Genomic DNA, 24,599 nt, shown 5'->3' with positions numbered 1-24,599 from the left:
TAGGGTTAATCGTGCTCCAACTTGATCGTCTTTATCTCATAAGGGGCAAAATTCAGCTCCAGCGTCCCTGCCTGGCTGTCCAGCTTCTGAACCTGCTCCTCCAGCGCATTGGACACATAAGCCTGCTTGAAGGCTTGCGGCCAGGTGAGCCTTACCGCTTCACGCCCTCCCGCAGATTCATAGAGCCGGAGAATCGTGCCGCTGCCATCCTCGGCCGACTTCACCGTATCCAGCACAACATGCTGGCTTGTAAATTGGATCAGGGATCCAGCGCTCGGCAGCCGGCCGTACTTGCGGTCTGCCTTCTGCACGGCAACCTCATGATTCAGCTCTGCGGCGGCCCGTACCGTATGGGCTGTACGCCAATCTCCCAGATGCGGAAGCAGCGAGTATGTAAATTCATGCTCGCCTAAGTCCGCGCACTGATCCGGCCACTTCGGCGCCCGCAGCAGTGACAGCCGAATCGTGCTGCCCTGCACGTCATAGCCGTATTTGCAGTCATTCAGCAGGCTGACGCCATAGCCGTGCTCGGACACGTCCACAAAGCGATGACCGCATACCTCATACTGGGCCTGCTCCCAGCTTGTATTTCGATGGGTCGGACGCTCCAGCGCACCGAATGGGATCTCATAAGTGGCCTTCTCTGTGACCACATCTATAGGGAAGCTTACTTTGAGCAGCTTATGCGCTTCATTCCAGCTTACATGGGTCTTAAAATCGATCCGCCGATCCGCATGGTAGAAGATGATATCCTGCGTGACTTTGGAATGGTGAATTTGCCAGCTAAAGCGCAGTACATCCTTCGTTCTGCCGGATAGCACCAGCCGCTTCTCTAGCAGCTGTGCCTCTCCCGCTTCCTGCTCTTCATAGCGAGGGTCGATGTCCCAAGCATCCCACAGAGTCGGGCGGTCATGGAAAAATTGCAAGCTATTCGCCCGCTCACCCGGCTTCACCACTTCACGGCCGGCCTGCTTGTCGAACAAGCGGATGATCTCACCCTGCTCATTAAAGACCGCAAGGTAGAATTCCGTCTCCCAAGTATCCTCGAAAATGGCTGGCTTCTTTGGCGAGGCGACTGCGGAAGTAGCCCGGTGCCCTTCGTTGGCTTTGAGGAATGCCGCAGAAGAATCCTCTGCGCTTGCCAGCTCCTTCATCCAAATCGTCTTGCAGCCGAATGCAGGAATCTTCGGCACTCGCACACATACGCCGTCTTCAACCTCATCAAACTCCAGGGCTTCGCCCTGCTCGTCATAGAAACCCCAAGTCTGCCCGGCCCGAGGCTCCAGTTCCAATGTAATCAAGCCGTCGCGCAACCAGCCAAGCCCATTTAGGACAATATAAGGAGTTCCCTCAGGCCCGCCTTCTGTTGATATCTCGGCAATGAGCTTTGTGAGCCCCTGCTTAAGGCTCGCATTCCCTTTCTCAAAAATCTGCTCATATTCCTTCTCCGAAGTTTCATAGGCCTCCGTAATGGCCGACCCTGGAATAATGTCGTGGAATTGGTTCAGCAGAATGAGCTTCCAGCCCTCGTGAAGGTTGTTCCTGATTGCCAGTTCTGTTCCTGCATCCATATCCTGCGCCGCCAGTGCGCTCCACAGCTCGGCCTCACGGTACAGAATCTCTGCCTTCCGATTGTTGCGCTTGTTGCGGGCATGCGTGGTATAGGTCCCCCGGTGCAGCTCCAAGTACAAATCCCCATGCCATTTTGGAAGATCCGGACGATCCACCCCTATGCTGTCAAAAAACTGCTCAGCCGTACTGTACCGACTGGCCGGCTGGCCCACCATCAGCTCAGAGCGGTCGATATATTCCAGCATTTCGCGGGTGACGCCACCGCCGCCGTCTCCATGCCCGTACAGCAGCATGTGCTCGTTATGCTTCGCTTTCTCCCGGAAGGATTGCCAGTGCTCATGAATATCCTTCGGCAGCGTATGCTCATTCACCCCATGGTTCAGGTAAGACAGCATCGATGTTCCATCAATCCCTACCCAGTGGAATAAGTCATAGGGGAAGACGTTGGTATCATTCCAGCCCAGCTTCGTTGTCATAAAATAATCAATTTTGCCGTGCTTCAGAATTTGCGGCAGGGAAGCGCAGTATCCGAAGGTATCCGGCAGCCACTCAATATGCGAAGTTCTGCCGAACTCCTGCTGATAGAAGCGCTGACCATACAGCATCTGGCGGATCAGCGACTCTCCGCTCGGGATATTCAGGTCCGGCTCTACCCACATGCCGCCGACAAGCTCCCAGCGCCCTTCAGCGATTCTGGCCTTAACCCGTTCATACAGCTCGGGATCATTATCCTTCAAATAGGCAAACAGCTGCGGCTGGCTCTGGGTGTATCGGTACTCTGGATACTCGTTCATCAGCGCATCGACGGTAGAGAAAGTCCGGCTCGTCTTGCGGACCGTCTCCCGGGCCGGCCACAGCCAGGCGATATCAATATGCGACTGGCCCACCATATGCTCCAAACCCTCGGCATTGCCGCCGATCTCCCGAACCTCGCCTACAAGCAAGCGCTCGATCTCTGTGATCAGGCTCCCTTCCTGCACCTCGCACTCTTCCAGATGAATGAAGCGATCCATAGTGCGGTAGAGAGCTTCCGCTAGACGAACCTTGCGGAAGTCCTGATCCGGCAGCAGCTGCGCAGAATCACGGACAACGGTTACCGTGTACATTAGACTGCGCACCGCATAATTCGGCCGGACCAGCAGGCTCGTTACCGATGTAATCGACGGCTGAATGACCGCCTGCTGATTAAGCGGGTCAACCGGCTCAGGAATCGGATCGAACAGCTCGATCTCCAGCTCCGGCGATCGGCCAACCCGCTCAGGGTCAAGCGTCACATAAGTGTGATTGCGGTCCAGCCCCTGATAAGAGGCGCCGTTCACTCTGAGCAGTCCCTCGCCGCCGGAGGCGAAAATGAGACCATACGGCTGGCTATGCCAGGCTTCCGGCACACTTAACCGGGTTCTGAAGAAATAGGTAGTACCCTGATTGCTCGGAAAGCGATCCAGGCCTTTCCCTTCTGGATAAGGGGCAACATCCTCATACACCCCTGGCCGTATATAAGTAGAACGCGTTATATCCCAGCTGCGCAGCTCCATTTGCTCCAGCCACTGCCGCTCGGACAACTCGCGGATAAAGCGTGTAATCCGTTCCATAATCAGCCCTCCCGCACGATAAGATCGGCGCTTAATGTGTCATTGACATGTCTTCCTACATGAACACGGAACAAGCCGGGTTCACAGACGGGCGTAAGCTCCGGTCCGATGTACTGCAGCTGCCCAGTCCCTACGCTGAACTGCACCGTCTGCGTCTCGCCCGGCTTCAGCCATACCTTCCGGAAGCCCTTCAGCTCCTTGGCCGGACGGGTCGCTCTGCTCACAGCATCGGAGATATACAGCTGAACGACTTCTGCGCCTTCCCGGTCACCGGTATTGGTGACATCGACCGTCACCATGACCTCACCGTCTACAGCCATCTCCGCTGCGCTCAGCTGAAGATGGGCATAGCGGAACGTCGTATAGCTGAGGCCATAGCCGAACGGGTACCGCGGCTGCGAATCGTCCTCCAGATAGCGTTTGCCGCGGGAACGCTTGCCATTATAGTAGACGGGCAGCTGCCCCACATGCTTCGGAATGGATAGGGTCAACCGGCCCGAGGGATTCTCGTCGCCGAACAGCAGGTCGGCAATCGCATGTCCCCCTTCTTGGCCCGGGTACCACGCCTCCAGAATCGCCGGAATATGCTCATCCACCCAGGGCTCTGCAATAGGGCGGCCGTTGATGTAGACCACCACAACCGGCTTGCCCAGCTGGTGTATGGCCTGAATCAGCTCCAGCTGTACCCCGGCAAGGCTCAGGGTCATGCGGTCGATTCCCTCCCCGCATTCCATGTCATTCCAGGAGTTATCCAAAACCTTGGAGGCTCCTGTTCTCAGGTCGATGGTGCCTTCGCCAAAGTCACGGGCACTTGACCCGCCGGCAACCATAACCACAAGCTCAGCCTGGGCCGCGCAGGCAAGGGCTGTCTCAAAGCCCTCCCTTGAGTCGCCCTTGATCCGGCAGCCTGGCGCATACAGCACCTGGTCCTCGTCTGCGCCCAGCTTGGCCCGTATCCCGTCCAGCACCGTGGCTACCTTGGAGCGCGGCTGCGGAGAGGTGTAGTCGCCCAGCTGGTTATATCCCTGATCGGCGTTCGGGCCGATCACGGCGATGCGGCCGATCTCCTTGGACAGCGGGAGCAGCCCGCCTTCATTCTTCAGCAGCACCGCCCCTTCGGCGGCAAGCCTCCGGGCAAGGCGGACATGCTCCTCACGGCCGATCACCTCTTCCGCCCGCTGAGGATCGGCATACGGATTCTCGAAGAGTCCCAGCTTGAACTTGAGCAGCAGAACCCGCCGAACCGCCTGGTCCAGCACCTCGGTCTCCAGCCGGCCAAGGCGGATCGCCTCGACAAGATGCTTGCCGAACATCTCTCCGGACATCTCCATATCGATCCCTGCCCGGATGGCCTGAACTGCGGCATCCAAGCCGTCCTCAGCCACATCATGTCCGGCGGCCAGCATATCAATCGCGCCGCAGTCCGTGATCACCATTCCGTCAAATCCCCATTCCTTGCGGAGGATTTGCTCCAGCAGCTCATGGCTTACGGTGCAAGGCACGCCGTCGATTTCGTTGTAAGCCGGCATGACCGACTGCGCCCCAGCTTCCACAGCCCGCTTGAACGGGTACAGGTCCACCTCGCGCAGCTCGCGCCAGCCCATATGCACCGGCCCGGCATTGCGGCCGCCTTCGGAGCTGCCGTACCCGACAAAATGCTTCAGCGTAGCGGCTACGCTGTCTACGCGGTCCAAGGCTTCGCCCTGCAGCCCCTCCACCGATGCGGCGGCGAACTCGCCGATCAGATAGGGGTCCTCGGCGAAGCACTCCTCTGTGCGTCCCCACCTGGGGTCACGCACCACATCCAGCACGGGCGAATATGTCACCGCGCCGCCCTGAGCGCGGGTCTCCCGTGCTACCGCCCGGCACATGTCGCGATACAGCTCGACATTCCAGGTGCTGCCCAGCAGCAGCGGCACCGGGAACACCGTCCCGTCAATAGCCATGTGGCCATGAGAGCACTCCTCCCCGATCAGAATCGGGATACCCAGCCGGGAATGCTCCATAGCGTAGCGCTGGATCTCATTCACCGCTTCGGCTCCCTCCCTGGCGGAGAGACCCTTTTCAAGCGTCACTCCCGTCCAGGGATCGGCGCGCAGCACGCCGTACAGGGAGCCGATTCCGCCGCGTGCCACCTGATCTTTGAAGGAATCCGTCAACGTAATCCGGCCATTCTTATGCTCATACATGTGCCAGCCAAAGGGCTGTACCAGCTGGCCCACCTTCTCTTCCGTAGTCATCAGGCTGAGCAGATGCTCCGCTCGCTCTGCAGCAGGCTTAGTCTTATCTTTGTAATCAATAGTCTCCATTTAATCTCCCCCACCTGACTAAAGTGATCTTATTCCTTCACGGCGCCAACCGTCAGGCCTTGCACGAAATAACGCTGGAAGAACGGATAGGCAAAAATAATCGGTACGGTAGCAAGCACAACCATCGCCATGCGCGAGGTGTCCTGCGGCATGTTCTGCAGCGCAGCCATGCTGATCGAGCTGTTCTGGGAGTTCTGCTGAATGAACTGCATACTGGACTCGATCCGCATCAGCATAGATTGCAGCGGCACCAGATTCGGGTTGTCAATATAGAGCAAAGCATTGAACCAGTCGTTCCAATAACCGAGCGTGCTGAACAGCCCGATCGTCGCCAGGCCCGGCAGGGACAGCGGCAGCACCAGCTTCAGAAAGATGCGGAACTCGCCAGCTCCGTCAATTTTGCCGGATTCAATAATGGCGTCCGGAACGCTGGTGGCATAGAACGTGCGCAGAATCATGATATAAAAAGCGTTCATGGCCAGCGGCAGCACGAGCGCCCAAATGGTATCCTTCATGCTGAGCAATTGGGAGACAACCATATAGGTTGGAATCATCCCGCCGTTGAACAGCATGGTCACAATAGCGAAGATGGAGAAGAATCTCCGGTAAGCAAAGCTCTTGCGGGATATGGCATACGCATAGAGCGAGATCATCACCAGACTGATCAGCGTGCCGATCACCGTAACGAGGATGGTCACCCCGTAAGAGCGAAGCAGCATATCGCCTGTCTGGAACACGTAGCGGTAAGCCTCAAGGCTCCATTTTGCAGGAATCAGACGATATCCGTCTGAAGCCAGAGTCTTCTCATCCGTGAAGGAGATGATAACGACGAACAGGAACGGGAATACGCACAGGAAGGCAAAGATGCCTGCGATTAGATTAAAAATGACATTCCAGCCTGTTGAGATATTATGAAAGTCGCGAACTTTTTTTCGAATAGCCTCAGCCACAGGTGACACACTCCCTTCGATTGATGTTTAGAACAAGGCACTGTCCTTGTCGACCCGGCGCACAATAAAGTTAGAGATCATCACCAGCACAAAGCCCACGATAGATTGATACAGGCCAGCTGCCGTGCTCATTCCAATCTCCCCGGTGGTCTTTAGGCCGCGGTAGACATACGTATCAATAACGTTGGTAACGGAGTACAGCGTCCCTGAATCTCTAGGCACCTGATAGAACAAGCCGAAGTCCGCATAGAAGATTTTGCCGACCGCAAGCAGGGTCATGATGATAATGATCGGCGACAACATCGGAATAGTGATTCTGCGAATCTGCTGCCACTTGTTAGCGCCGTCAATCATGGCTGCTTCATACAGCGAACGGTCAATTCCCATAATAGAGGCTAGGTAGACGACGCTGTTATAGCCGATGGCCTTCCACAGATTGACTAGGATCAGAATATAAGGCCAGTATTTCGTTTCAGAGTACCATTGGATATTCTCAACTCCGAACCAGCCCAGAACTTGGTTCAGCAGGCCGCGGTCCATGCTCAGGAAGCTGAATGCAAAATAGCCGACGATAACCCAGGACAGGAAATACGGCAGGAACATGCCGGTCTGATAAATTTTTGCCATCTTCTTATTGACCAGCTCGGACAAAACAATGGCCATCAGGACAGACAGCACCAGCCCCAGGCCGATAAAAGCGATATTGTACAGCAGGGTATTTCTTGTGATGACATAGGCATCATCCGTGCTGAACAGGAATTTGAAGTTATCCCAGCCCACGAATTTACTGTCCATCAGGCTCGCCCAGAAGCCGTCTCGGCTAAACCGGTACTGCTTAAAGGCTGCGATGGTACCTACCAACGGCAGATAGGAGAAGAAGAAGAACCAAACCGCACCCGGCAGCACCATGAACAGCATCACTTTATTTTTGAAGAGGTTCTTGAAGAACGCAGCCATCGTGTATATTCCCTCCTAATGGAAATGAAGTATCGTATAGAAAAAGGGACCGGGCGTTAGCTCACCCGCCCGATCCTTTGGTCGTCTGTTGATAGAAATTTATTTGCCGTTTTCGGTTCTCCAAGCGTCTAACTGGGATTGCGCTTCTTGCATTACCTTATCAAGGCCCGCTTGCTTAAATTTCTCAATCGTCTTTGGCAGGTATGTTGCCGGATCTACTGTACCTGTCATCAGAGAGGCCCAGAACTGTTCTTTGACATTCTGCACAGCCGTCATCTCACTAGCTACCTTGGTGCTGTCAAAGTTGAAGCTCAGAATCGGGGAATCCTTGCCTTCCGCATTGAACTTCTTGAACTCATCCCATTTGTTATCCGGATCGTTCGGGTTCAGGTAGAGCAGCATGTTGTTGCCCAGCGAGTAGGATGGCATATCGTAGTTCTTGGATTCTGGAAGGTTCTCAATCTTGTTGCCGTTCAGCTTATAATGAACACCCTCAATCCCGGAGTCCACCATATTGCGGAGCTTAGTATCCGTATTCAGCAGGTTCAGGAACTCCATCGCTTTCTCAGGATGCTCAGAGTTCGCAGAGATCGCCATGATTGAGCCTTGTACGGAGGTATTAGTAATAATGGCATCACTTGCTGGAGTGGATACTACAGGATAGCCATAGCTTGCGCTCCAGGAGTTATCCGCCAGCGGCTGGGTCTGTGCACGGTCAAGCAGCCAGTTCCCGGAGGTAGTCAAATCCTGTGTAGATCCTGTGGTAGCAGCTTCAGGAGACACATAACCGGCTTTATAGTATTTGTGCATCGTCGTTAGTGCTTCTTTCATTTCCGGAGTCTCCAGAATGTTCACAATCTTGTAGTCTGTCGTATCCAGCTTCACCGCCATCGGCAAATTCTGAATGATGTAGTCATATGGAACATAAGGGACATAGTTCTTATCCATGCCAAACGGAGTTACATTCGGCTCATTCTCCTTGATTGTCTTCAGCAGCGGCTCTAGGCTATCCAAACTGCGTACATTGGAAATATCCAGCTTGTATTTATCAACCAGGTTTTTATTAAAGCGCCATACCTCCTGCTGCGGCAGCTCCTTATTGGCTGGAATGCCGTAGTTGTGTCCGTCTACCTTGGACCCGTTCAGGAACGCTGGATCAATGGTCTTTACCAGGTCCTGACCATATTTCGGAAGCAGATCATCCAGTGCCAGGAAGGCGCCCTTTCTTGCATTTTGCACATAATCAAAGCCGCCCGAAGAGGTAAAGACAATGTCCATGGGCTCGCCTGAAGCTACGAGCACCTGCATTTTTTGCTGATAGTCGCCCCAGTCAATCATTTTCATCTTGATGGTGGCGTTAATCTTCTCTTTCGTGTATTTGCTGACCTCTTCCATCACCCGGTCAACGTCCTTCTGTGGAGTACCGATGGTATACCAGATCAGTTCAACCGGCTTATCCGAGCTTCCCCCGCTGTCTCCGGTAGCTGCGCTGTTGCTGCTGTTATCTTTATTTCCGCCGCATGCACTGAGGATGAGTGTAACCGCCATCAACATGGCGAGTACAAATGAGAAACTTTTTCTGTTCTTGCTCATCAATGAATCCTCCCTTTTGAATGGCTATTCAGCTTGTTTCGGACTGTGACCAAAGGCAGACTCTAATCTCTTCGATGGTCCGTCTGTTCTCTAGGAACTAACCTAACTGTAACCAATGAAAGCATTTTCAAATAGAAGAGAAACTTAATAAATTCATGTACAAAATAAAGAAAGAGGATCGTCTTAGGACGCTCCCCCACAAAAACAAGATAAACGCTTACATGAAATGTTAGCCGCATGTTCAGTTTTGCATAAACTCTGAATCCCTCTGCGTAGGCTGTCGGGCATAAATGGGATAAGCCAACTCTCTCATCAGACTATTCAATAAATTACAAACACAACGGTTGTATATTAATGCAGGCTTTTGTATTCGGTCGGTGAGATGCCCACGTACTTTTTGAACTGCTTATAGAAATAGCCTGTCTCCCAGTACCCCACACTCCGAGCAATTTCATGCACCTTCAAATTCGTCGCCACAAGCTGCTCCTTCGCCCGCTCTACCCGATATTTGTTGATGTACTCCGTAAAGGTCTCGCCCGCTTCCTTATGGAACAGCTGTCCGAGATATACGGGATGAATATGATAATGAGCTCCCAGCGTCTTCAGAGAGAGCTCTTCCGCATAGTGATCATGAATATAACGAAGCACCTGGTGAACGACAGGGCTCTTTACATCCTTGACCAGGGACTCAATCACGCGGCACGCGACGTCCCCAATCGCTTCAACCAGCTCTGTATAGGACGAGGCATTGCGGATGCAGTCAAACCCCTGCCGGAACAGATCCGACTCTTCCGTATGCTTGATGTCCTGAAGTGTCATTTTGAACCTCACCATAAGCTCCAAAGCTGCATCCTGAACGTATTCCGGTGTCACGCCAGGGATCGCCTGCATGTCCTCAAAGTCCTGCGCAATCCTCGCCAGCAGCTGATCCTTATCCTTGGCCAGAATCAGTTTGGCATAGTCCTGCCAGACCACCGGAAATTCAGGGCGGCTTATGCGCTCATTCGCAGGCAGCAGGCTGTAGTCGATCAGACGGTGCTCGGGATAGATCAGGAAATACTGAAGTGACTTCTTAGCTTCCTCATAGCTCAGCACCGCTTCATCCGGCAGCTGCCCAATACTGCCAATTCCGATTTGAACCGGGTTCTCTTCTTCCAGCTCTTCGCCCAGCTCAGCCATCAGCTCCAGGAACTCACGCTTCCCTTCGACCCAATGAGGCAGAGCAGCCGCTATGACGAGATCCCCGTCCACATCCCGAAAAACGGCGTAAGATTCTTTATCCTTAAGCCTGTCGTTCAGCTTCTCAAGCAGTCGACCCGAGTCTCCCCGCTGCAGGTGCAGCACTGCTACGGCAATATAGGGCTGATTCAAGGAGAGGCCCAGCAGCTCAGCGCGTTCTCTGAATTCTGCAGGGGCGATCTGGCCCATCAGCCAGCGGTACAGCGTATTGTCTTTTAAGATCTGCTTGCCGTAAGCATCCAGCAAAGAATCGGTCTTGGAGCTGTGCAGCTTCGCTACTGTCGTTGTCAAGGTAGAGGACAGCTCATCCACATTAATCGGCTTCAGCAGGTAATTCTCAATGCCCAGCTTCATGCCTTCCTTCAGATATTCAAACTCGCTGAAGCCGCTCAGTACAATCGCCTTCAGCTCCGGTCGCTGTTGTCTGGCGCCGCGGATCAAGTCGAGCCCATTCATAACCGGCATGGAAATGTCTGTAATCAGGACATCCACCGGCGTATGCCTCAAAGCTTCCAGCGCCTTCTGTCCATTGCCCGCATGGCCGACAATTTCCAGACCGTAATCAGCCCAATCTATAATGTCGTACAGCCCCTCTATGATGAACGGCTCATCATCTACAATAAAAACTCTATACATGCTCTGCACTCTCTCCTTCCAGCAGCGGATAGACAATCGTCACCCGGGTTCCTACATTCTGCTCACTTTCAATGGACAGGCCGTAAGGCTGCCCGTGCAGAAAACGCAGTCTTGCATGCACACTGCGGAGCCCGAAGGACCCTTCCGCTTCTTCTTCCGGCTGGTTGATAGCGGTATGAAGCTCCTCAAGACGCGAAGAATCAATTCCTCTTCCATTGTCCTCCACAATCGCCCTGATGGTGTTTCCCTCCCGCCAAACCGCAATTCTGAGCCGATTATCCTCGGCATCCGTGCGAATGCCATGAACGATATAGTTCTCTATGATCGGTTGAAGCGACAGCTTCAGAATACGCTTGGAGGATAGCTCCGCAGGCGATTCAATAGAGTAAGAGAACTTATCCTTGTACCTGATCCGGAACAGCTCCAGGTACAGCCGACAGGCTTCAAGCTCATCCTTCAGCGTCTGTATCCGCTTCTGCTGTACAAAGCTCTTGAAGAGAACGGATAAGCTGTAGATCATCTCCCCTACATCCCTTGCTCCTTGAGAGATAGCACGCATTCGGATAACCTCAAGCGTATTGTACAGAAAGTGGGGGTTGATCCTCGCTTGCAGCGCCGCAAGCTCGGTGTGCTTCTGCTTGATCTCCGCCTTATAGACTCGGTCAATATACAAGTTAAGCTCATCTAGCATGTCATTAAAGCTCTTGGAGATTTGGCCCAGCTCATCCTCCCGGTAATCCTGAATCCGGGCCTTCAAATCTCCGTTCTTCACCCTGCGTGTGAACTTGATGATTTGATTAGTCCGCTTGGCATAATTAATGACAAATAACGAAGGAATCAGCACAGCGAACAGGATGCAGATGGCGCTGATGGTCATAATAGTATTTCGCAGTCCTGCATAGGCGGCGGAAATCTCCCTGCCTGGAGCAGCACCGACGATCTGGTACCCGCCCTCTGTCGATGCCAGCCTGCTGATGTACATCTCTTCCCCGGCACGGACCGTGCCTGACTCCGAGCTTTCATAGAACATCTCAGCTTGCTGCGCGTAAGGATACTTCTGGCCGTAATAGCGTCCAGACGAGTCATATAAGACCTGTCCTTCTGCAGACAGCACAACAATCGTCCCTTTTAAGCTGTCTTTATAATTTGTAAGCGCATTCGAAATTTGCTCAGAATCAAAGTATACCAGCAGCTGGCCGATATTCTTTAGTGTTTGCTTATTATTCAGCGGCACTCTCACGGCATACAGACGGGGGTCCATCTGTCCAATCGCCTTGCGTACCCAATAGTTCGGCGGCGCCACATTCTTGGTCTCCAGCGCCATCGCATCCGGAACATAGGACCTGACATAATTGGTGGAAATCATCTTGAACTGCTTGTTCTGATCATAAGTGTACAGATTCTGCTGGTCCGAGCTGTACAGCATAAGGTTGCGGATTTCTCCATGCTCGTCCAGCTGATTTTTGAAATATTGCAGCGCATCGGAAGAATAGCTCCCTGCCGAGTTGTAATACTGATCAATGCTGTATTGAAGATATTGCTGATACGGATGCTCAAGAAAATAAGCCACATTCGCTGATAGCGCCTCATTGCGGTAAATGCCCAGCGCCATAGATTGAACCGACTCATAGCGGAGACGAATGTAATTGTCCACGCTCTCCATCGCAGCCTTTTGATTGTCCAACTCACGGCGAATCACGGTCTGTGACATGGATATAAACATAAAGTAGGAGAACGCGATAATCGTCACGATCGTTATAACTGAGAAGAGAAGGATCATCTTCATGAACAAATTGTTCTTATAATAATTTCTGTAAAACTTGCCGATTCCCACGTTCTTGCCCCCCGAGGTTCTTCAGGCTAAATGATATCATGCATTTCTGCCGGGTAAGGCCGGCCTGTTCTTCCGCATTATACCGTTAGTGAAGCAACAGACTCCGCCCTGACCTTCTCGCCTTGAGCATCAAACCTGAGTAGCCAGCATAGCTGCCGCCTCTGTCCCAGGGATCGGCTTGCTGAACAAATACCCCTGAAGCCGGTCACAATGCCGTTCTCTCAGCAGAGCATATTGTTCGGGCTTCTCCACGCCCTCGGCGACAACCTCGAGTCCCAGACCTTGTCCCATTAGAATAATGGATTCCGCAAGCGCTCTCCCCTTCCCGCTCTCGGTGAATTGATCAATAAAAGCCTTGTCTACCTTGAGTGTTGAGATGGGCAGGCGCTGCAAATAGCTTAGCGAAGAATATCCGGTTCCAAAGTCATCTAAGGCAATACGGATTCCTGCCTCCTTCAGCCGCTGCAGCTTATCTGTGAGGCAGTCGGTGGCTTCCAGAAAGACAGACTCTGTGATTTCAAGCTCCAGAAAGCTTGGCTTAAGGCCCACTTCCTCCAGAATGCCAAATACCGTTCCCTCGAAGTCATCCTGCTGAAGCTGAATCACCGAAATGTTGACCGAGATCATAAGCTCGGAATGAGACGGATGATGATCATGCAGTTCCTTAAGGAACGCACAGGCTGTAAGAAGCACCCATTCCCCGATGGAAATGATCATTCGGCTATCTTCCGCAACCTTGATGAATTCAGCTGGAGGGACGGTGCCAAGCTCCGGGCTCATCCAGCGAATCAGCGCCTCAAACCCGGTGATTCTCCCGGTCTCCGCCAGAATCTGAGGCTGGTAATACACTTGGAATTCATCATGGTCAAGCCCGCCGCGAAGATGCTTCTCCAGATTCATCCGGTCGCTAAGCGCCTGGCGCATGGAGGGGTGGTAAAGCGTATATGAAGCTCTTCCCGCTTCCTTGGAACGATACATGGCGAGCTCGGCACTGATCAGCATCTCATCCGGCGTATTCCCGTGCTCGGGGTAGAATACAACTCCCATGCTAATAGACAAAAACATCTTATGCTCTCCGATGATGAAAGGGAGATGAAAACCTCTGACGATCCGCTCGGGCAGACTGGACCACGTTGGCTGTTCTACGGTGCTCTCCAGTAAAATCACAAATTCGTCACCGCCGATCCGAAAGATCGAGCCTTCCGGCGGGATCAAGAGCTTAAGCCGACCGCTAACCTCACGCATGAGCCGGTCTCCGAATGAATGGCCCATCGTGTCATTAATGTATTTGAAATGGTCCGTATCTATGTACATCAGCACGGCCTGCTTCAGATTGGCCCGGCTTAGCACCTGGGCCAGCTCCTCTTGCAGGGATAGCCGGTTAGGCAGCTCGCTGCTGGCATCGTAATAAGCCAGATGCCTTATGTTCCGTTCGTGCTCGCTCCGCTCCACAGCAATTTGACGGCGCAGCTTGTTCACATATGCCTTAAGGACGATCGCAGCCACCGCCATACCGGCAGTGGCTGCTGCCGCGAGCGCCCAGGAGCAGGCAACCACCGGCCTGTCCAAGGCCAGTATGTCCGGCATCCAGCTCGGGAGCAGTGCTGCATATCCTAGTTGAGTCACATTGTTCATAGTGCTCCCTCCGATCCGAATCAGTCACAGTCTAAATTTACACCATATTATAACTGCTCCTTCTCAGGAACGAAATGATATTTATATAAATAGAAATAGTACAATATTGATACAAACCATCCCCCCAGAAAATTCGGCTATATTCTATTTTCATGAGTAAGTTTCCGCTTTCTAGGCCTTAATCTTCTAATAGGAGCATTATAATTGTTTTCTACCTAGAGCAGGTTCGTTGACTATGGTAGTCTATGAGAGACATCACCCGATCTGCAATACTACTATATAAGATGGAGAGAATAGCGATGAAACAGGGCTTCTTAGCTTGTCTGCAAATTTTCCCTGCGCCTGATATAATGCGGACGGCCGATTACTACGAGCGGCTTGGATTCCGGGCAGTCCATTACCTGAATGCAGCAGAGCCTCACATCTGTCTCTATAGAGATTCCATTGAAATCGTGCTCACCCAATCGAAGCATAAGTCATTTGTGCCTAACCGGGAGCTTCACGGCTACGGCTATGACGGATACTTTATTACGGACGATCAGAAAGGATTAGAGAGCGAGCTTGAACAGCTGGGGGTTACGATCGTGCGGCCCCTGTCAGTTACGGACTACAATAACAAGGAATTTGTATTTGAGGATGTTGACGGACGATGGATTGCTGTAGGGAAGAAGGTCTAAATTCAACCCAAAAACGATGTGAAAAAGGCTTCAGGGGATACATGTCCCTGAAGCCTTGAAGATTGTCCTTTTACAAGCCTTCGAGCCGGTAAAGCTGCGCTCCGTGTGCGGGAAGCTCGAATGGACAGCCGGCCTCAACATCCGTTATCCGGCCGCTCCACAGCTCCTTGGCTGTCCGGCAGATAAAGCCATTCTGCTCTATGAGCGGAAGCGGAAGCTCACGGATTATCGGCTCGTCTCCGAGATTAAAGACAGCTACATACCTTGATCCGTCCTTCCCGCGGGAAATCCAGGCGGTGAAATCCTCCTCCCGAACCAGCGGCCGCGGCTCCATTCCCCGCTTGTTCACCTCCAGCACGTCCCGATTCGTGAGCAGGGAGAGCGTCCAGGCATCGTTATCCCGCAGTTCTCCCCCGAACATGAGCGGAGACTTGAAGATGCACCACAGGGTCATCATCGTCACTTGCTCCTCCGGTGTGAAGCGGGTAAAGCGATCCCCGCCGCCATCCACAGAGCGGATCCCCAGATGGCCGAGCGGCAGCATGTCACAATCCGGGAAGTGTCCCGGTCCCACATGCGGATACCACTTCTCACAGCGTTCGAACATGCCCTTCAGCAGCTCCCAGTAATCCCAATAGTCATCGGTCATTCTCCACATATTCGCATGCTCTGCCAGATGCTCAGCCTGATCGAGATGGGCAGGGCCCGGCGACAAGCTGAGCACCATCTCTCTGCCGCAGCGGTCAATCGCTTTGCGGATCAGCTCCACTTCTCCCGCATGATACCCATATAGGCGCGAATCGGCAATATCATCTACTTTTACAAAATCCACGCCCCACTGTGCGTACAGTTCAAACAGGGAATCATAATAAGCTTGCGCTCCCTCCGCCTGTGGATCTACCCCGTACATGTCCGTGTTCCATGGACATATCGAGTTAGGGTGTGCAATATCACGAGCCCTGACGCGCGTGCCCTTAATCGCAGTATTGGCATGCACCGCCTGTCTTGGAATGCCCCGCATGATATGAATCCCGAATTTCAGACCAAGGTCATGGACGTAATCCGCGAGGGGTTTAAAGCCTTGTCCGTCCGCCGCTGAAGGGAACCGGCAAGAGGCGGGGATCAGGCGGGAATGCTCATCCATTTCCAGCGGTACAAACGGACGATAGCGAGAGGAATTCGCCCCCGGTTCGTACCACTGAATATCGACCACTACATACTCCCAGCCGTATTCTTTCAAATTGCGGGCCATATACTCGGCATTTCCCCGAACTTCCTCCTCGGTGACACTTGCCCCGTAGCAATCCCAGCTATTCCAGCCCAAAGGCGGTGTTACCGCCAGCTCATGGTGCCTCATGAACAATTCCTCCCTTTTTTGCATTTCAAAGCGATTAAATCGTTTGTATTTTTATTAATATAAAGATATAGTTGTTAATATATGAGGACTGATTATTATTGGAGGCTCCCCCATGAATCTTGATATTTCAGATAAATCTTTGCCTGTATATGAAGCTCTTGCGAGCAGTGTCAGACATAAAATTATTCACCTGTTGGCCAAGCGCCCTATGAATATTCGTGAGCTTGCTGAAGCGGTAGGCTTAACGAGCGCCATCATGACCATGCATATCAAAAAGCTGGAGAAAGCCGGCCTAATCAGCACCAGCATGCAGCCCGGAAGGGGCGGCGTACAGAAGATCTGCAGCCTGCAGGTAGAAGAAGCGCTTATTCTCTTTCCCGGCAAGATGGAGCACATCCGTGAATTCCATCAGACCGAAGTTTCTATCGGTCACTACACTGATCTTCAGGTAGAACCGACCTGCGGGCTTGCCAGCCCTGACAAATTCATCGGTGAACTGGATGATCCCCGTTATTTCTTCGATCCGGAACGCTTCCAAGCCAAGATCTTATGGTTCAACGAAGGCTTTGTGGAATACAAGGTGCCCAATTTCCTTCTCTCCACCGAAGATCCACTGGAGCTTGTTATCACGATGGAAATCGCATCAGAAGCTCCTCTGACCGATAACAGCTGGCCGTCCGATATCTCGTTCTACTTGAATGAGGTGTACATCGGCACTTGGACAAGTCCTGGAGACTACGGAGACCGGCGCGGGAAATATAACCCGGCTTGGTGGCCGGACCGCATCAACCAATATGGACTGCTCAAGCATCTGACCATTACCAAGGAAGGCTCGTTCATGGACGGGCATTACTTATCCGGTGTGACGCTTAACCAGATCAATGTCCGTGATAAGCAGTGGACCCTGCGCATGGCTGTAGAGAAGAATGCCAAGAATATCGGAGGAATGACCCTGTACGGCAGAGGCTTCGGCAACTACAACCAGGATATTGTGCTTCGGTTGTATTATGACAAGCTAGTCCAAGCCGCAGCGCTTGAATAAACGAAATGAAGCGGGAGAAGAGAAGCTCCCGCTTCATTTTTTGCATCTTATACGAAGCCTTATTTGCTCAAACGAATCACGTTCCATGAAGCCTTGGAGAGATGTGCGGTTACCTTCCCATCTTGGCAGATCGCATCGCCTTGGGCGTGCGGCTTAACCTTCTCCTCGGCAGCCGTATTGACAGCCTTCAGATCCTCATGCTCCAGTACCAGATGCTGGGTGACCTTATAGCCCTCAAAGCTGCGGACGTCGCATTCCAGCTCCATCCCTTCTTCCAGATGGCGGTTCAAAGCGAAGATGGTCAGCTCCTCGCTCTCCTCGTTGTACACCACGGCACTATCCAAATAAGGAACATCCGTGTAGTCCTGCGCATCATAAACCGGGGAATCTACAACCGGCATCAGAGACACGCCACGTCCATACTGGGAAGCATGCAGGTATGGATAGAAAATCGTCTGCTTCCAAGCACGTCCCCCATTCTCGGTCATGATCGGTGCAATGACATTCACCAATTGGGCAAGGCAAGCCATCTTCACGCGGTCCGCATGTCTGATCATGGTCAGCAGCATGCTGCCAACAAGCAGTGCATCCTCAAAGTTATATACATCCTCCAGCTGAGGCGGAGCTATCGTCCAAGGATCAAGCTTCGTATCGGCATCGTTAGAGTGGTACCATACATTCCATTCGTCAAAGCTCAGCATCATCGTCTTCTTGCTGCGCTTCTTAGCTTTAATATAATCACAGGTGGAAGTCACGGTATGAATGAAATGATCCATGTCCATGGATCTCGCCAAATAGTTAGCAGTATCATTATCCCGATTGCCGTAATACTGATGGAGAGAAATATAATCTACTGCTTCATAAGTATGGTCCAATGTCTCTGCCTCCCACTGAGGGAAAGTAGGCATTGCGGTATGCGAGCTTCCGCAGGACACCAGCTCAATGCTTGGATCTACCTGCCGCATGACTTTGGCTGTCTCCAAGGCTAATCTTCCGTATTCCTCAGCGGTCTTATGTCCGATCTGCCAAGGACCGTCCATCTCGTTCCCCAGACACCAGGTCTTAATCCGATGCGGCTCCTTCACTCCATGTTTGCTCCGCAGATCACTCCAATACGTTCCGCCCGGATGATTGCAGTACTCCAGCAGGTTACGAGCCGCGTCGATCCCTCTCGTCCCCAGATTGACGGCCATCATAACCTCAGATCCAATCCCTGACGCCCACTTGATAAATTCATTAGTGCCCACTTCATTGGGCTCTACGGTTCTCCATGCCAGATCCAAGCGCTTGGGCCGCTGATCTACCGGTCCCACACCATCCTCCCAATTGTAACCGGATACAAAATTGCCCCCAGGGTAACGGATGATCGGCACATTTAACTGTTTAAGCAGCTCCTTAACGTCACCGCGAAATCCGTCAGCGTCTGCCGTCGGGTGAGAAGGCTCATAAATCCCGCCATAAACCGCGCGTCCTAAGTGTTCGATAAATGACCCATAGACTCGGGAATCCACCTCAGCGATGCGAAACGATTTGTCTACAACCATTCGAGATTTAAGCATTGAAGTCATCTCCTCATCTTCCTTCCACTGTTATAATTTTGTTAATGTTTTTATTAATTAATAATCTATACATTTGCAAAGATAATGTAGCATGGTTCCACATTCAGGTCAATAACATCACTAATATATTAATGAATATATTAATTAATAGATGCAAAAAAGCACCTCTCGGCCATTGTACCGATCAGTGCTCCTTTATACAGCCCACCAATGAATGGCTGCTGATCTCTATCTCACTGTCAACTATCCCTGACTGAGTCATCCTTCAGATCACGTACAGTCTCCTGCCAGCGAGCAATGACTTCCTCCGGCTCCTTCAGACGAATGGTTACCCCGCTGATGATGTCTGCGTACTTCGCCTTGTCCTCTTTGGCTGCTACGACTTCAGCCGCATAACGATCCCGAGGATAGGCAGACTCGCTGGATGCCGTAAGCGGCGATAAAGCCAACCGAACATAATGGGCGCTTCCGCTATAGAAGACTGCCAGCGTCGCCTTGCCCGTCCGCCGAATATTGCTGCTGGTGGCGGTGCCTGGCCATAAGCCGATGCGCAAGCTGCCGTCCTCTAAAGCTACGATTTCTCCAACACTAATCATCGCCACATGCGGCCATCCATCCTCATCGGTTGTAAGAAGCATCATCGCTTCCCCCTGCTTGTCCTTCAGATTCTGCCCGCTGAGCAGTTCAGACAGCGCAGCCCCTAGTTGATGTTCCTTCATCTTGTCCCCCTCTAATGCTTAATGAAGTTTATTTCTGCTTTGCTCCTCATCCAGGAACGGCTTGTTCACGAAATAATACATGAAGCCCATCAGCAATACGCCGCCAACCAGATTGCCGAGAGTTACCGGAATCAGGTTGTACACCACGCCTTCGAAGGAGATCGTGCCCGGATGATTCAGCACAAGCGCAATGGCAAATGTGCACATGTTGGCGATGCTGTGTTCATATCCCGATATGAAAAAGCAGAACACGAACAGCATCATGGCGAACATCTTCGCCCCGTCGCCCTGGAGCGACATCGGAATGAAGAACGCCAGGCAGACAAGCCAATTACAGAGAATCGCCCGGAAGAAGAGCTCCATAGTCGGTGCATGCATTTTATGCTCCACAACACTTAAGAGAAAGCCGTTAACCGACGAATCATTGAAAAGCCCGGTTAAGAAGATCAACAGTGCAAAGGCCGACGCACCAAAGATATTCCCTAAATAGCTTGAGCCCCACAGCTTGAGCACCTCTCCCCAGCCCAGCCGTTTGCGCAGCGCAGCATAAGTATAATAAAAGGTGTTCCCGGTAAACAGGTCTCCACCGCCGTAAGCGATCAGAATTATGGCCGCCCCAAATGTTATGGCTGCCATTGGATAGGTCAGCGGGGAGTGCTCTAAATAGAAAAAGTTGCCTGTCTTAAAGGCCACGATGACGCCGAAGCCAATAAACATACTGGCCAGCATAGAGCGCGCGAGATAACGAATCCAGCTTTGCTTGAAAATTTTGTGCTTCTTTAAAGCCAGCTCCTCAACTTTAAATAAAGATTCTGTCTCCATGGTCCCTCCGCATTAACAGTTATTTCCCGTACTATAACACAAACTTTGCTTCATGAAACCTGTCTGAAGGAACCGTATTCATGAATTTCTCATAATTATCTATGACTTTTCCCACTTTTAACTTTGCAAATCCTGAAAATTAGTGCATAATATAAAAAAAGAATTTGATAATGATTATCATTATTGGCGATATAGAACTTAATCTGTGATTCTTAGTTACTTCCAAAGGAGAGACCTGATTAATGAAGACTGTTCAAAGATGCACACTACAAGTTGATGACTATCTGGATCTTCTGAATCTCGCGGTTCAGCTCGGTGATTTGAAGTGGCAGAAGGAGATCATCCGGAAGCTTGAGAACCTTGGACCTGCCCTGGTGAAAGAACAAGCCTAAACCCAAAGCAATCTAGGCGATTAAACTTCAGAGACAAATCAAACTAGAACATAAGTTCGTTTTTCATTGACTTCTACCTGAGGTCTGTATATAATTGGTAACAGCAAATAACTTAATGTTATCACGTTGGAAGCACCACGTAAGAGCCGCCATAAGGCGCTGCTCTCCTGTGGTGCTTTTTTGCGTGCATCTTGTCCAATTTCATTTTGTATTTATAAGGAGGTTTCCCCATGTTTATTACACGCTGTACCCGCTCATTCCTCAGGCTGCTCCCCTTGCTTCTGTTCATCTCTATCCTGGGCGCCGCTGCCCAGCCTCTCACAGCTGAAGCGGAGACGACAGAGCTATCCAATCCCGAACTAACTTCCTTGGATGCTGCTTATAGTACCCTGCAGGGCATGGAGCTGGCCCTTACAACGACAGACGCTGCTATTCAAGCCGTCTGCAAGGCCAACAATCTTAAGCTGAAGTCCGTGCGGGAGAAATTAAAGCTTGTCGGTAGTTCTGAGGTCAGACAGCTTGAAGCCGAGCTCAAAGCAGCCCAGAGCCGCCACGCCCCCTTGCTTGCCCGCAGCAAATCGCTGAGCGAGCGGCTGAAAGCAGCCAACTCCCGCAAAGACAAGAAAGCGGCCGATCTGCTTCGTTTGCAGATCAACCGCTTAAAGCCTTCCGTGAAACAGGCACAGGCTGATATCAAGAGCAGACAAGCCGCCCTTCGCACCGCCAAGAAGGCTGCGGCAGCCGAGGTAAAGCGAATCAAGGCTGTGCTGGACGAAATTTCACCGCTCAAGAAGAAGGTTCAGACAGCACAAGCTGACATTTCTTCCTTGAAGAAGGGAAGGAGCGCGGCTTGGAAGTCCTTCCATGCAGCCGTCAAGCAAGGAAGCGCTGCGCAGGCGCTCCTAGCGTTAACGTCAGCTGCTGCCAAGCTGCGCGAGGCAAGTGCTCAGCAGCAACATATTCTCAGCTGGGAACGCCAATCCAGTACGATTATCGAACGAGCCTATTCCATGCTTAAAAGCTGAGTTCCTAGTACTTCTCACTACCTATATTTTTATCTGGTTGTGCTTAACCAAGAGCTGAAGAAGCTTTGGTAGCCCTCCTTCATGACGCGGCTGGAGAATTTCTCAAAGGCATAGTCCCGGTTCTCGGCAGACCAACTCCGCGGAGAAGCAGCCGCCATATTCACCAGCTCGAACCAGTTCTTCTCATTCCCTGCAAAGGCATGGCTGGAGCTGATATGGTCATAACAAGGATGTTCCGGCTTCACAACAATCTTCCCCATGGCGAGCGCTTCGGTAAGCGGCATCGCGAAGGTATCGAATTTGGAGCAGCTCCAATATACCTTGGCCGAGTTCATCAGCTCGAACACCTGAGACTGGGTTAACGCGAAGCGCAGCTTCACATTGCCGGGAATATCATATTTCTTAGTGCTCTCCCTGTATCTTTCGCCCCCAAACACCATAAACACTTCCTTGTCTGGGTTGCGCCGTGCATATTCCAGCACCAGATCGGGGCGGCGGTTCTCTTCATCCCTGCCGATCCACAGAATTCTGTTTTCTACAACCTGACTGGGGTCGAAGTGCTTCTCCGCCAGGCTCTCACTGAAGCCTATAGGTATAACCGTGGTGTCTGTCACCCCGAACTGGGAGGCGAGCTGCCGCTTCAGAAAGTCAGTTTGCACGACCGCCTTATCTACCATCGTGTAGAACGGCTTCATCATTTCATACCCGGTTAGGGCCGGGTCGGGAAAGCTGTGCGGGAAGAGGACGCTATTCTTGATAAACATCTTCAAAAAGGTAAAACCAGACACCGTGTATATAACATGCTCAATTCCTTGCGCATAAATCTGGTCCAGCACAATATCGTAGTTTACGAGGTCACCCTTCTCATGCTCATAGCCTGGCAGCCAGTCATGGCCGCTTACATGTCTTTCAGGAGAAATGAATACAATCTCTACACCCAGCTCACGGCCAATTGCCTGTAACCGTTCTGCAAATACCCTAGGGCCTTGGGCCTCCGTGAACTGAATTTTTCGCATTACTAATCCAACTTTGCTCATCTTCATCACCTTACCCTAGTTTATCCAGCAGCTTCATTATTCTTACCGCCAGAAGCCGCCTTGTCGCTTTCCATCAAGCTGCGGGCGCAGCTCCGCAGGCTATATTTTGTCTCCTCCTGCTGTATCCGAAGCTGATCCGAAGACCAGGGTCCTCCTCCGTGAGAGAGGTCCTTGTCGATCAGCAAGAGCATCCACAGCGAGAATACCATGGCAAATAGATAATATTCCCTGGCAAATATACGGCCGGATGCATCACTGCTGCGAGGTACATACAGCTGCCAATACCTCCGCAGCAGCCGGTCTCTCACCTTGTGGGTCAGCGGAGCCTTACGCGGAAAGATGGGATGAGACATGTCCAGCACATGATACAAATCCCAATAGGGCGTGTTCAGATGTACATGCTCCCAATCGAGCACATACAGCCGCCCCTCTATTCTTGTGTAGTTGCCTGCATGAAGATCTCCATGCGACAGAACCAAGGGAACATGGTTCCTACCTAATCCTGAACTAATTTCAGCAATATCACCCAGCAACCGCCCCGGCAAATGCAGCTCTTTCATGAAGCCCGCTACCTTGGCTTCCTGCTGGAGCAGCTCGCCCGCCATGGCCTCAACCCTTGGCTTGGGCGGAACAAGTCTTGCACCTATCCAGCTATCCGTTGGCAGGCGGTGCCACTGAGCCATCGCCTCTATTACGGCGTTCAGATCTTCGGGCCCATGATCATGACTTAGGTGCCCGAGATCCTCATAGATCATCCAGCCTGCCGCCGGATCTAAGGACCTCGCCAGCAGTCTCGGGTAAATCTTCGGAAGCAAGGGAAGCACATTTTCATATACCCAGACTTCCCGCTCCGCCTGCCCCACCTGCGTGACCGGCTTAAAGATATAGCTTGTCTCTGCATCGGACGCCAATTTGAACCGTTCCACATGTCTTCCGTTCATCCCTTGGTACAATGACTCCCTGAAGCTCAGGTTGTACGGTATCAAATAACCATCTGCGGAGACGATTTGTTCCCATTTATCCATTTTCATCACCACATGTTGTTATGTTGTTGTAGACAAAGATCCCTTATAATTTTTCCAGATACAGGTCAAGGTAACAGCCGCATCTGCTTTCTGTTCCTCAGGCAGTTGAATCTGGCCGAAGGGCAGAAAGAAGCGGAAAGACCAAACCATCCCCTTCTCCTGCTGTCTATGACAATAGATCCCCCATCAGCTCGGGCAAGCTTTTTGCAGATGGTAGTCAACAGCCGGTACCTCCGCTTTTGTCAGTTCAGCTGGGGATGCAGCAGCGAGAAGGAATGAAGCAATTCATGCTTGTCCTCCGTGATACCGCACCCGGTATCAGGCCGCTTCGGATCTAGCTAAATGCATCCCCGCCGTACGCAGCAAGGGCTACAAACTATTGCAGCAAATCTGCAAATTATCTATTTTCTATATATAGAATGAACCAAAGCTTTACATCGATCTTTCTCTATATAACAGCCTTATACGGCCCTATAACTTTAGTTCATTTTATATAGTATACATAGAAATGGACCCTTGAAACGAATCCACTGCAAAAATCCCCTCCAGCTAAGCAGGCTCAGGCTGAACCTATAAAGGGATTCAGCCTAGCTCGAAACTTGGCACCGAGGGGACTCTTCTCAGCTA

General features: G+C 51.8%; 19 protein-coding genes. 4 read left to right on the top strand and 15 right to left on the bottom strand.

Annotated elements, in window-relative coordinates; genetic code table 11:
* Positions 1 to 5 precede the first annotated feature (5 nt).
* The 8 genes from DCC85_RS01810 to DCC85_RS01775 form a co-directional block, all read right to left on the bottom strand.
* A complete protein-coding gene (locus DCC85_RS01810; protein WP_108464036.1) occupies positions 6 to 3,164 on the bottom strand; it encodes an alpha-mannosidase in 3,159 nt (1,052 codons plus the stop codon).
* A gap of 2 nt (positions 3,165 to 3,166) precedes the next feature.
* Positions 3,167 to 5,473 (bottom strand): glycoside hydrolase family 3 N-terminal domain-containing protein, encoded by a 2,307-nt coding sequence (locus tag DCC85_RS01805; protein ID WP_199909963.1) that lies wholly within the window; start codon positions 5,471 to 5,473, stop codon positions 3,167 to 3,169.
* Between the two features lie 29 nt (positions 5,474 to 5,502).
* Entirely contained in the window at positions 5,503 to 6,423 is a 921-nt protein-coding gene (locus DCC85_RS01800) for a carbohydrate ABC transporter permease (RefSeq protein ID WP_108464035.1), read from the bottom strand.
* 27 nt (positions 6,424 to 6,450) lie between these two features.
* On the bottom strand, positions 6,451 to 7,380 hold the full coding sequence (locus tag DCC85_RS01795) for an ABC transporter permease (RefSeq protein ID WP_108464034.1): 930 nt from the start codon (positions 7,378 to 7,380) through the stop codon (positions 6,451 to 6,453).
* A 99-nt stretch (positions 7,381 to 7,479) separates the two neighbouring features.
* Positions 7,480 to 8,973, bottom strand: coding sequence for an ABC transporter substrate-binding protein (locus tag DCC85_RS01790; protein ID WP_108464033.1), 1,494 nt, complete (start codon positions 8,971 to 8,973; stop codon positions 7,480 to 7,482).
* 351 nt (positions 8,974 to 9,324) lie between these two features.
* Complete coding sequence (locus tag DCC85_RS01785) at positions 9,325 to 10,848, bottom strand: response regulator transcription factor (protein WP_108464032.1); 1,524 nt, start codon at positions 10,846 to 10,848, stop codon at positions 9,325 to 9,327.
* Positions 10,841 to 12,634, bottom strand: a complete 1,794-nt coding sequence (locus tag DCC85_RS01780) for a sensor histidine kinase (protein ID WP_199910003.1) — start codon at positions 12,632 to 12,634, stop codon at positions 10,841 to 10,843. Before DCC85_RS01780 ends, DCC85_RS01785 begins: the two co-directional genes overlap by 8 nt.
* Positions 12,635 to 12,811: 177 nt before the next feature.
* Complete coding sequence (locus DCC85_RS01775) at positions 12,812 to 14,317, bottom strand: putative bifunctional diguanylate cyclase/phosphodiesterase (protein ID WP_108464030.1); 1,506 nt, start codon at positions 14,315 to 14,317, stop codon at positions 12,812 to 12,814.
* 299 nt (positions 14,318 to 14,616) lie between these two features.
* Between DCC85_RS01775 and DCC85_RS01770 the strand changes: the two genes are divergently transcribed.
* Entirely contained in the window at positions 14,617 to 14,994 is a 378-nt protein-coding gene (locus tag DCC85_RS01770; RefSeq protein ID WP_108464029.1) for a VOC family protein, read from the top strand.
* A 70-nt stretch (positions 14,995 to 15,064) separates the two neighbouring features.
* Here DCC85_RS01770 and DCC85_RS01765 read toward each other — a convergent pair whose 3' ends face one another.
* The gene (locus DCC85_RS01765; protein ID WP_108464028.1) at positions 15,065 to 16,351 is read right to left on the bottom strand and encodes a glycoside hydrolase family 27 protein; all 1,287 of its coding nucleotides are present in this window, start codon (positions 16,349 to 16,351) and stop codon (positions 15,065 to 15,067) included.
* 112 nt (positions 16,352 to 16,463) lie between these two features.
* Between DCC85_RS01765 and DCC85_RS01760 the strand changes: the two genes are divergently transcribed.
* Positions 16,464 to 17,393: an ArsR/SmtB family transcription factor gene (locus DCC85_RS01760; RefSeq protein WP_108464027.1), complete on the top strand. Its 930-nt coding sequence runs from the start codon at positions 16,464 to 16,466 to the stop codon at positions 17,391 to 17,393.
* Between the two features lie 59 nt (positions 17,394 to 17,452).
* On the opposite strand, the gene arfA is transcribed toward DCC85_RS01760, so the two are convergent.
* From arfA to DCC85_RS01745, 3 genes are all read right to left on the bottom strand, one after another.
* Positions 17,453 to 18,961 carry an arabinosylfuranosidase ArfA gene (arfA, locus tag DCC85_RS01755; protein WP_108464026.1) on the bottom strand — a complete coding sequence of 503 codons (1,509 nt, stop codon included), beginning with the start codon at positions 18,959 to 18,961 and terminating at the stop codon, positions 17,453 to 17,455.
* Between the two features lie 230 nt (positions 18,962 to 19,191).
* On the bottom strand, positions 19,192 to 19,671 hold the full coding sequence (locus DCC85_RS01750; RefSeq protein WP_108464025.1) for a pyridoxamine 5'-phosphate oxidase family protein: 480 nt from the start codon (positions 19,669 to 19,671) through the stop codon (positions 19,192 to 19,194).
* Positions 19,672 to 19,689: 18 nt separating this feature from the next.
* Positions 19,690 to 20,493 (bottom strand): formate/nitrite transporter family protein, encoded by an 804-nt coding sequence (locus tag DCC85_RS01745; protein WP_108464024.1) that lies wholly within the window; start codon positions 20,491 to 20,493, stop codon positions 19,690 to 19,692.
* A gap of 242 nt (positions 20,494 to 20,735) precedes the next feature.
* Here DCC85_RS01745 and DCC85_RS23085 point away from each other — a divergent pair, with 242 nt between their 5' ends.
* Both DCC85_RS23085 and DCC85_RS01740 read left to right on the top strand, forming a co-directional pair.
* Complete coding sequence (locus DCC85_RS23085) at positions 20,736 to 20,885, top strand: hypothetical protein (protein ID WP_199909962.1); 150 nt, start codon at positions 20,736 to 20,738, stop codon at positions 20,883 to 20,885.
* Positions 20,886 to 21,115: 230 nt separating this feature from the next.
* Entirely contained in the window at positions 21,116 to 21,910 is a 795-nt protein-coding gene (locus DCC85_RS01740) for a hypothetical protein (protein WP_108464023.1), read from the top strand.
* A 29-nt stretch (positions 21,911 to 21,939) separates the two neighbouring features.
* Here the strand turns inward: DCC85_RS01740 and DCC85_RS01735 are convergent, their stop codons facing one another.
* From DCC85_RS01735 to DCC85_RS23540, 3 genes are read right to left on the bottom strand one after another with little or no spacing between them, the layout of a single operon-like run.
* The gene (locus tag DCC85_RS01735; protein WP_108464022.1) at positions 21,940 to 22,947 is read right to left on the bottom strand and encodes a glycosyltransferase; all 1,008 of its coding nucleotides are present in this window, start codon (positions 22,945 to 22,947) and stop codon (positions 21,940 to 21,942) included.
* A gap of 20 nt (positions 22,948 to 22,967) precedes the next feature.
* Complete coding sequence (locus DCC85_RS01730; protein WP_159081741.1) at positions 22,968 to 23,972, bottom strand: phosphotransferase family protein; 1,005 nt, start codon at positions 23,970 to 23,972, stop codon at positions 22,968 to 22,970.
* An 18-nt stretch (positions 23,973 to 23,990) separates the two neighbouring features.
* Complete coding sequence (locus tag DCC85_RS23540) at positions 23,991 to 24,122, bottom strand: hypothetical protein (protein WP_267896066.1); 132 nt, start codon at positions 24,120 to 24,122, stop codon at positions 23,991 to 23,993.
* Positions 24,123 to 24,599: the final 477 nt, after the last annotated feature.

Origin of the sequence: Paenibacillus sp. CAA11, assembly GCF_003060825.1 — a bacterium.
Classification (GTDB): domain Bacteria; phylum Bacillota; class Bacilli; order Paenibacillales; family Paenibacillaceae; genus Fontibacillus.
This window is presented reverse-complemented; position numbering and strand designations above follow the sequence as displayed.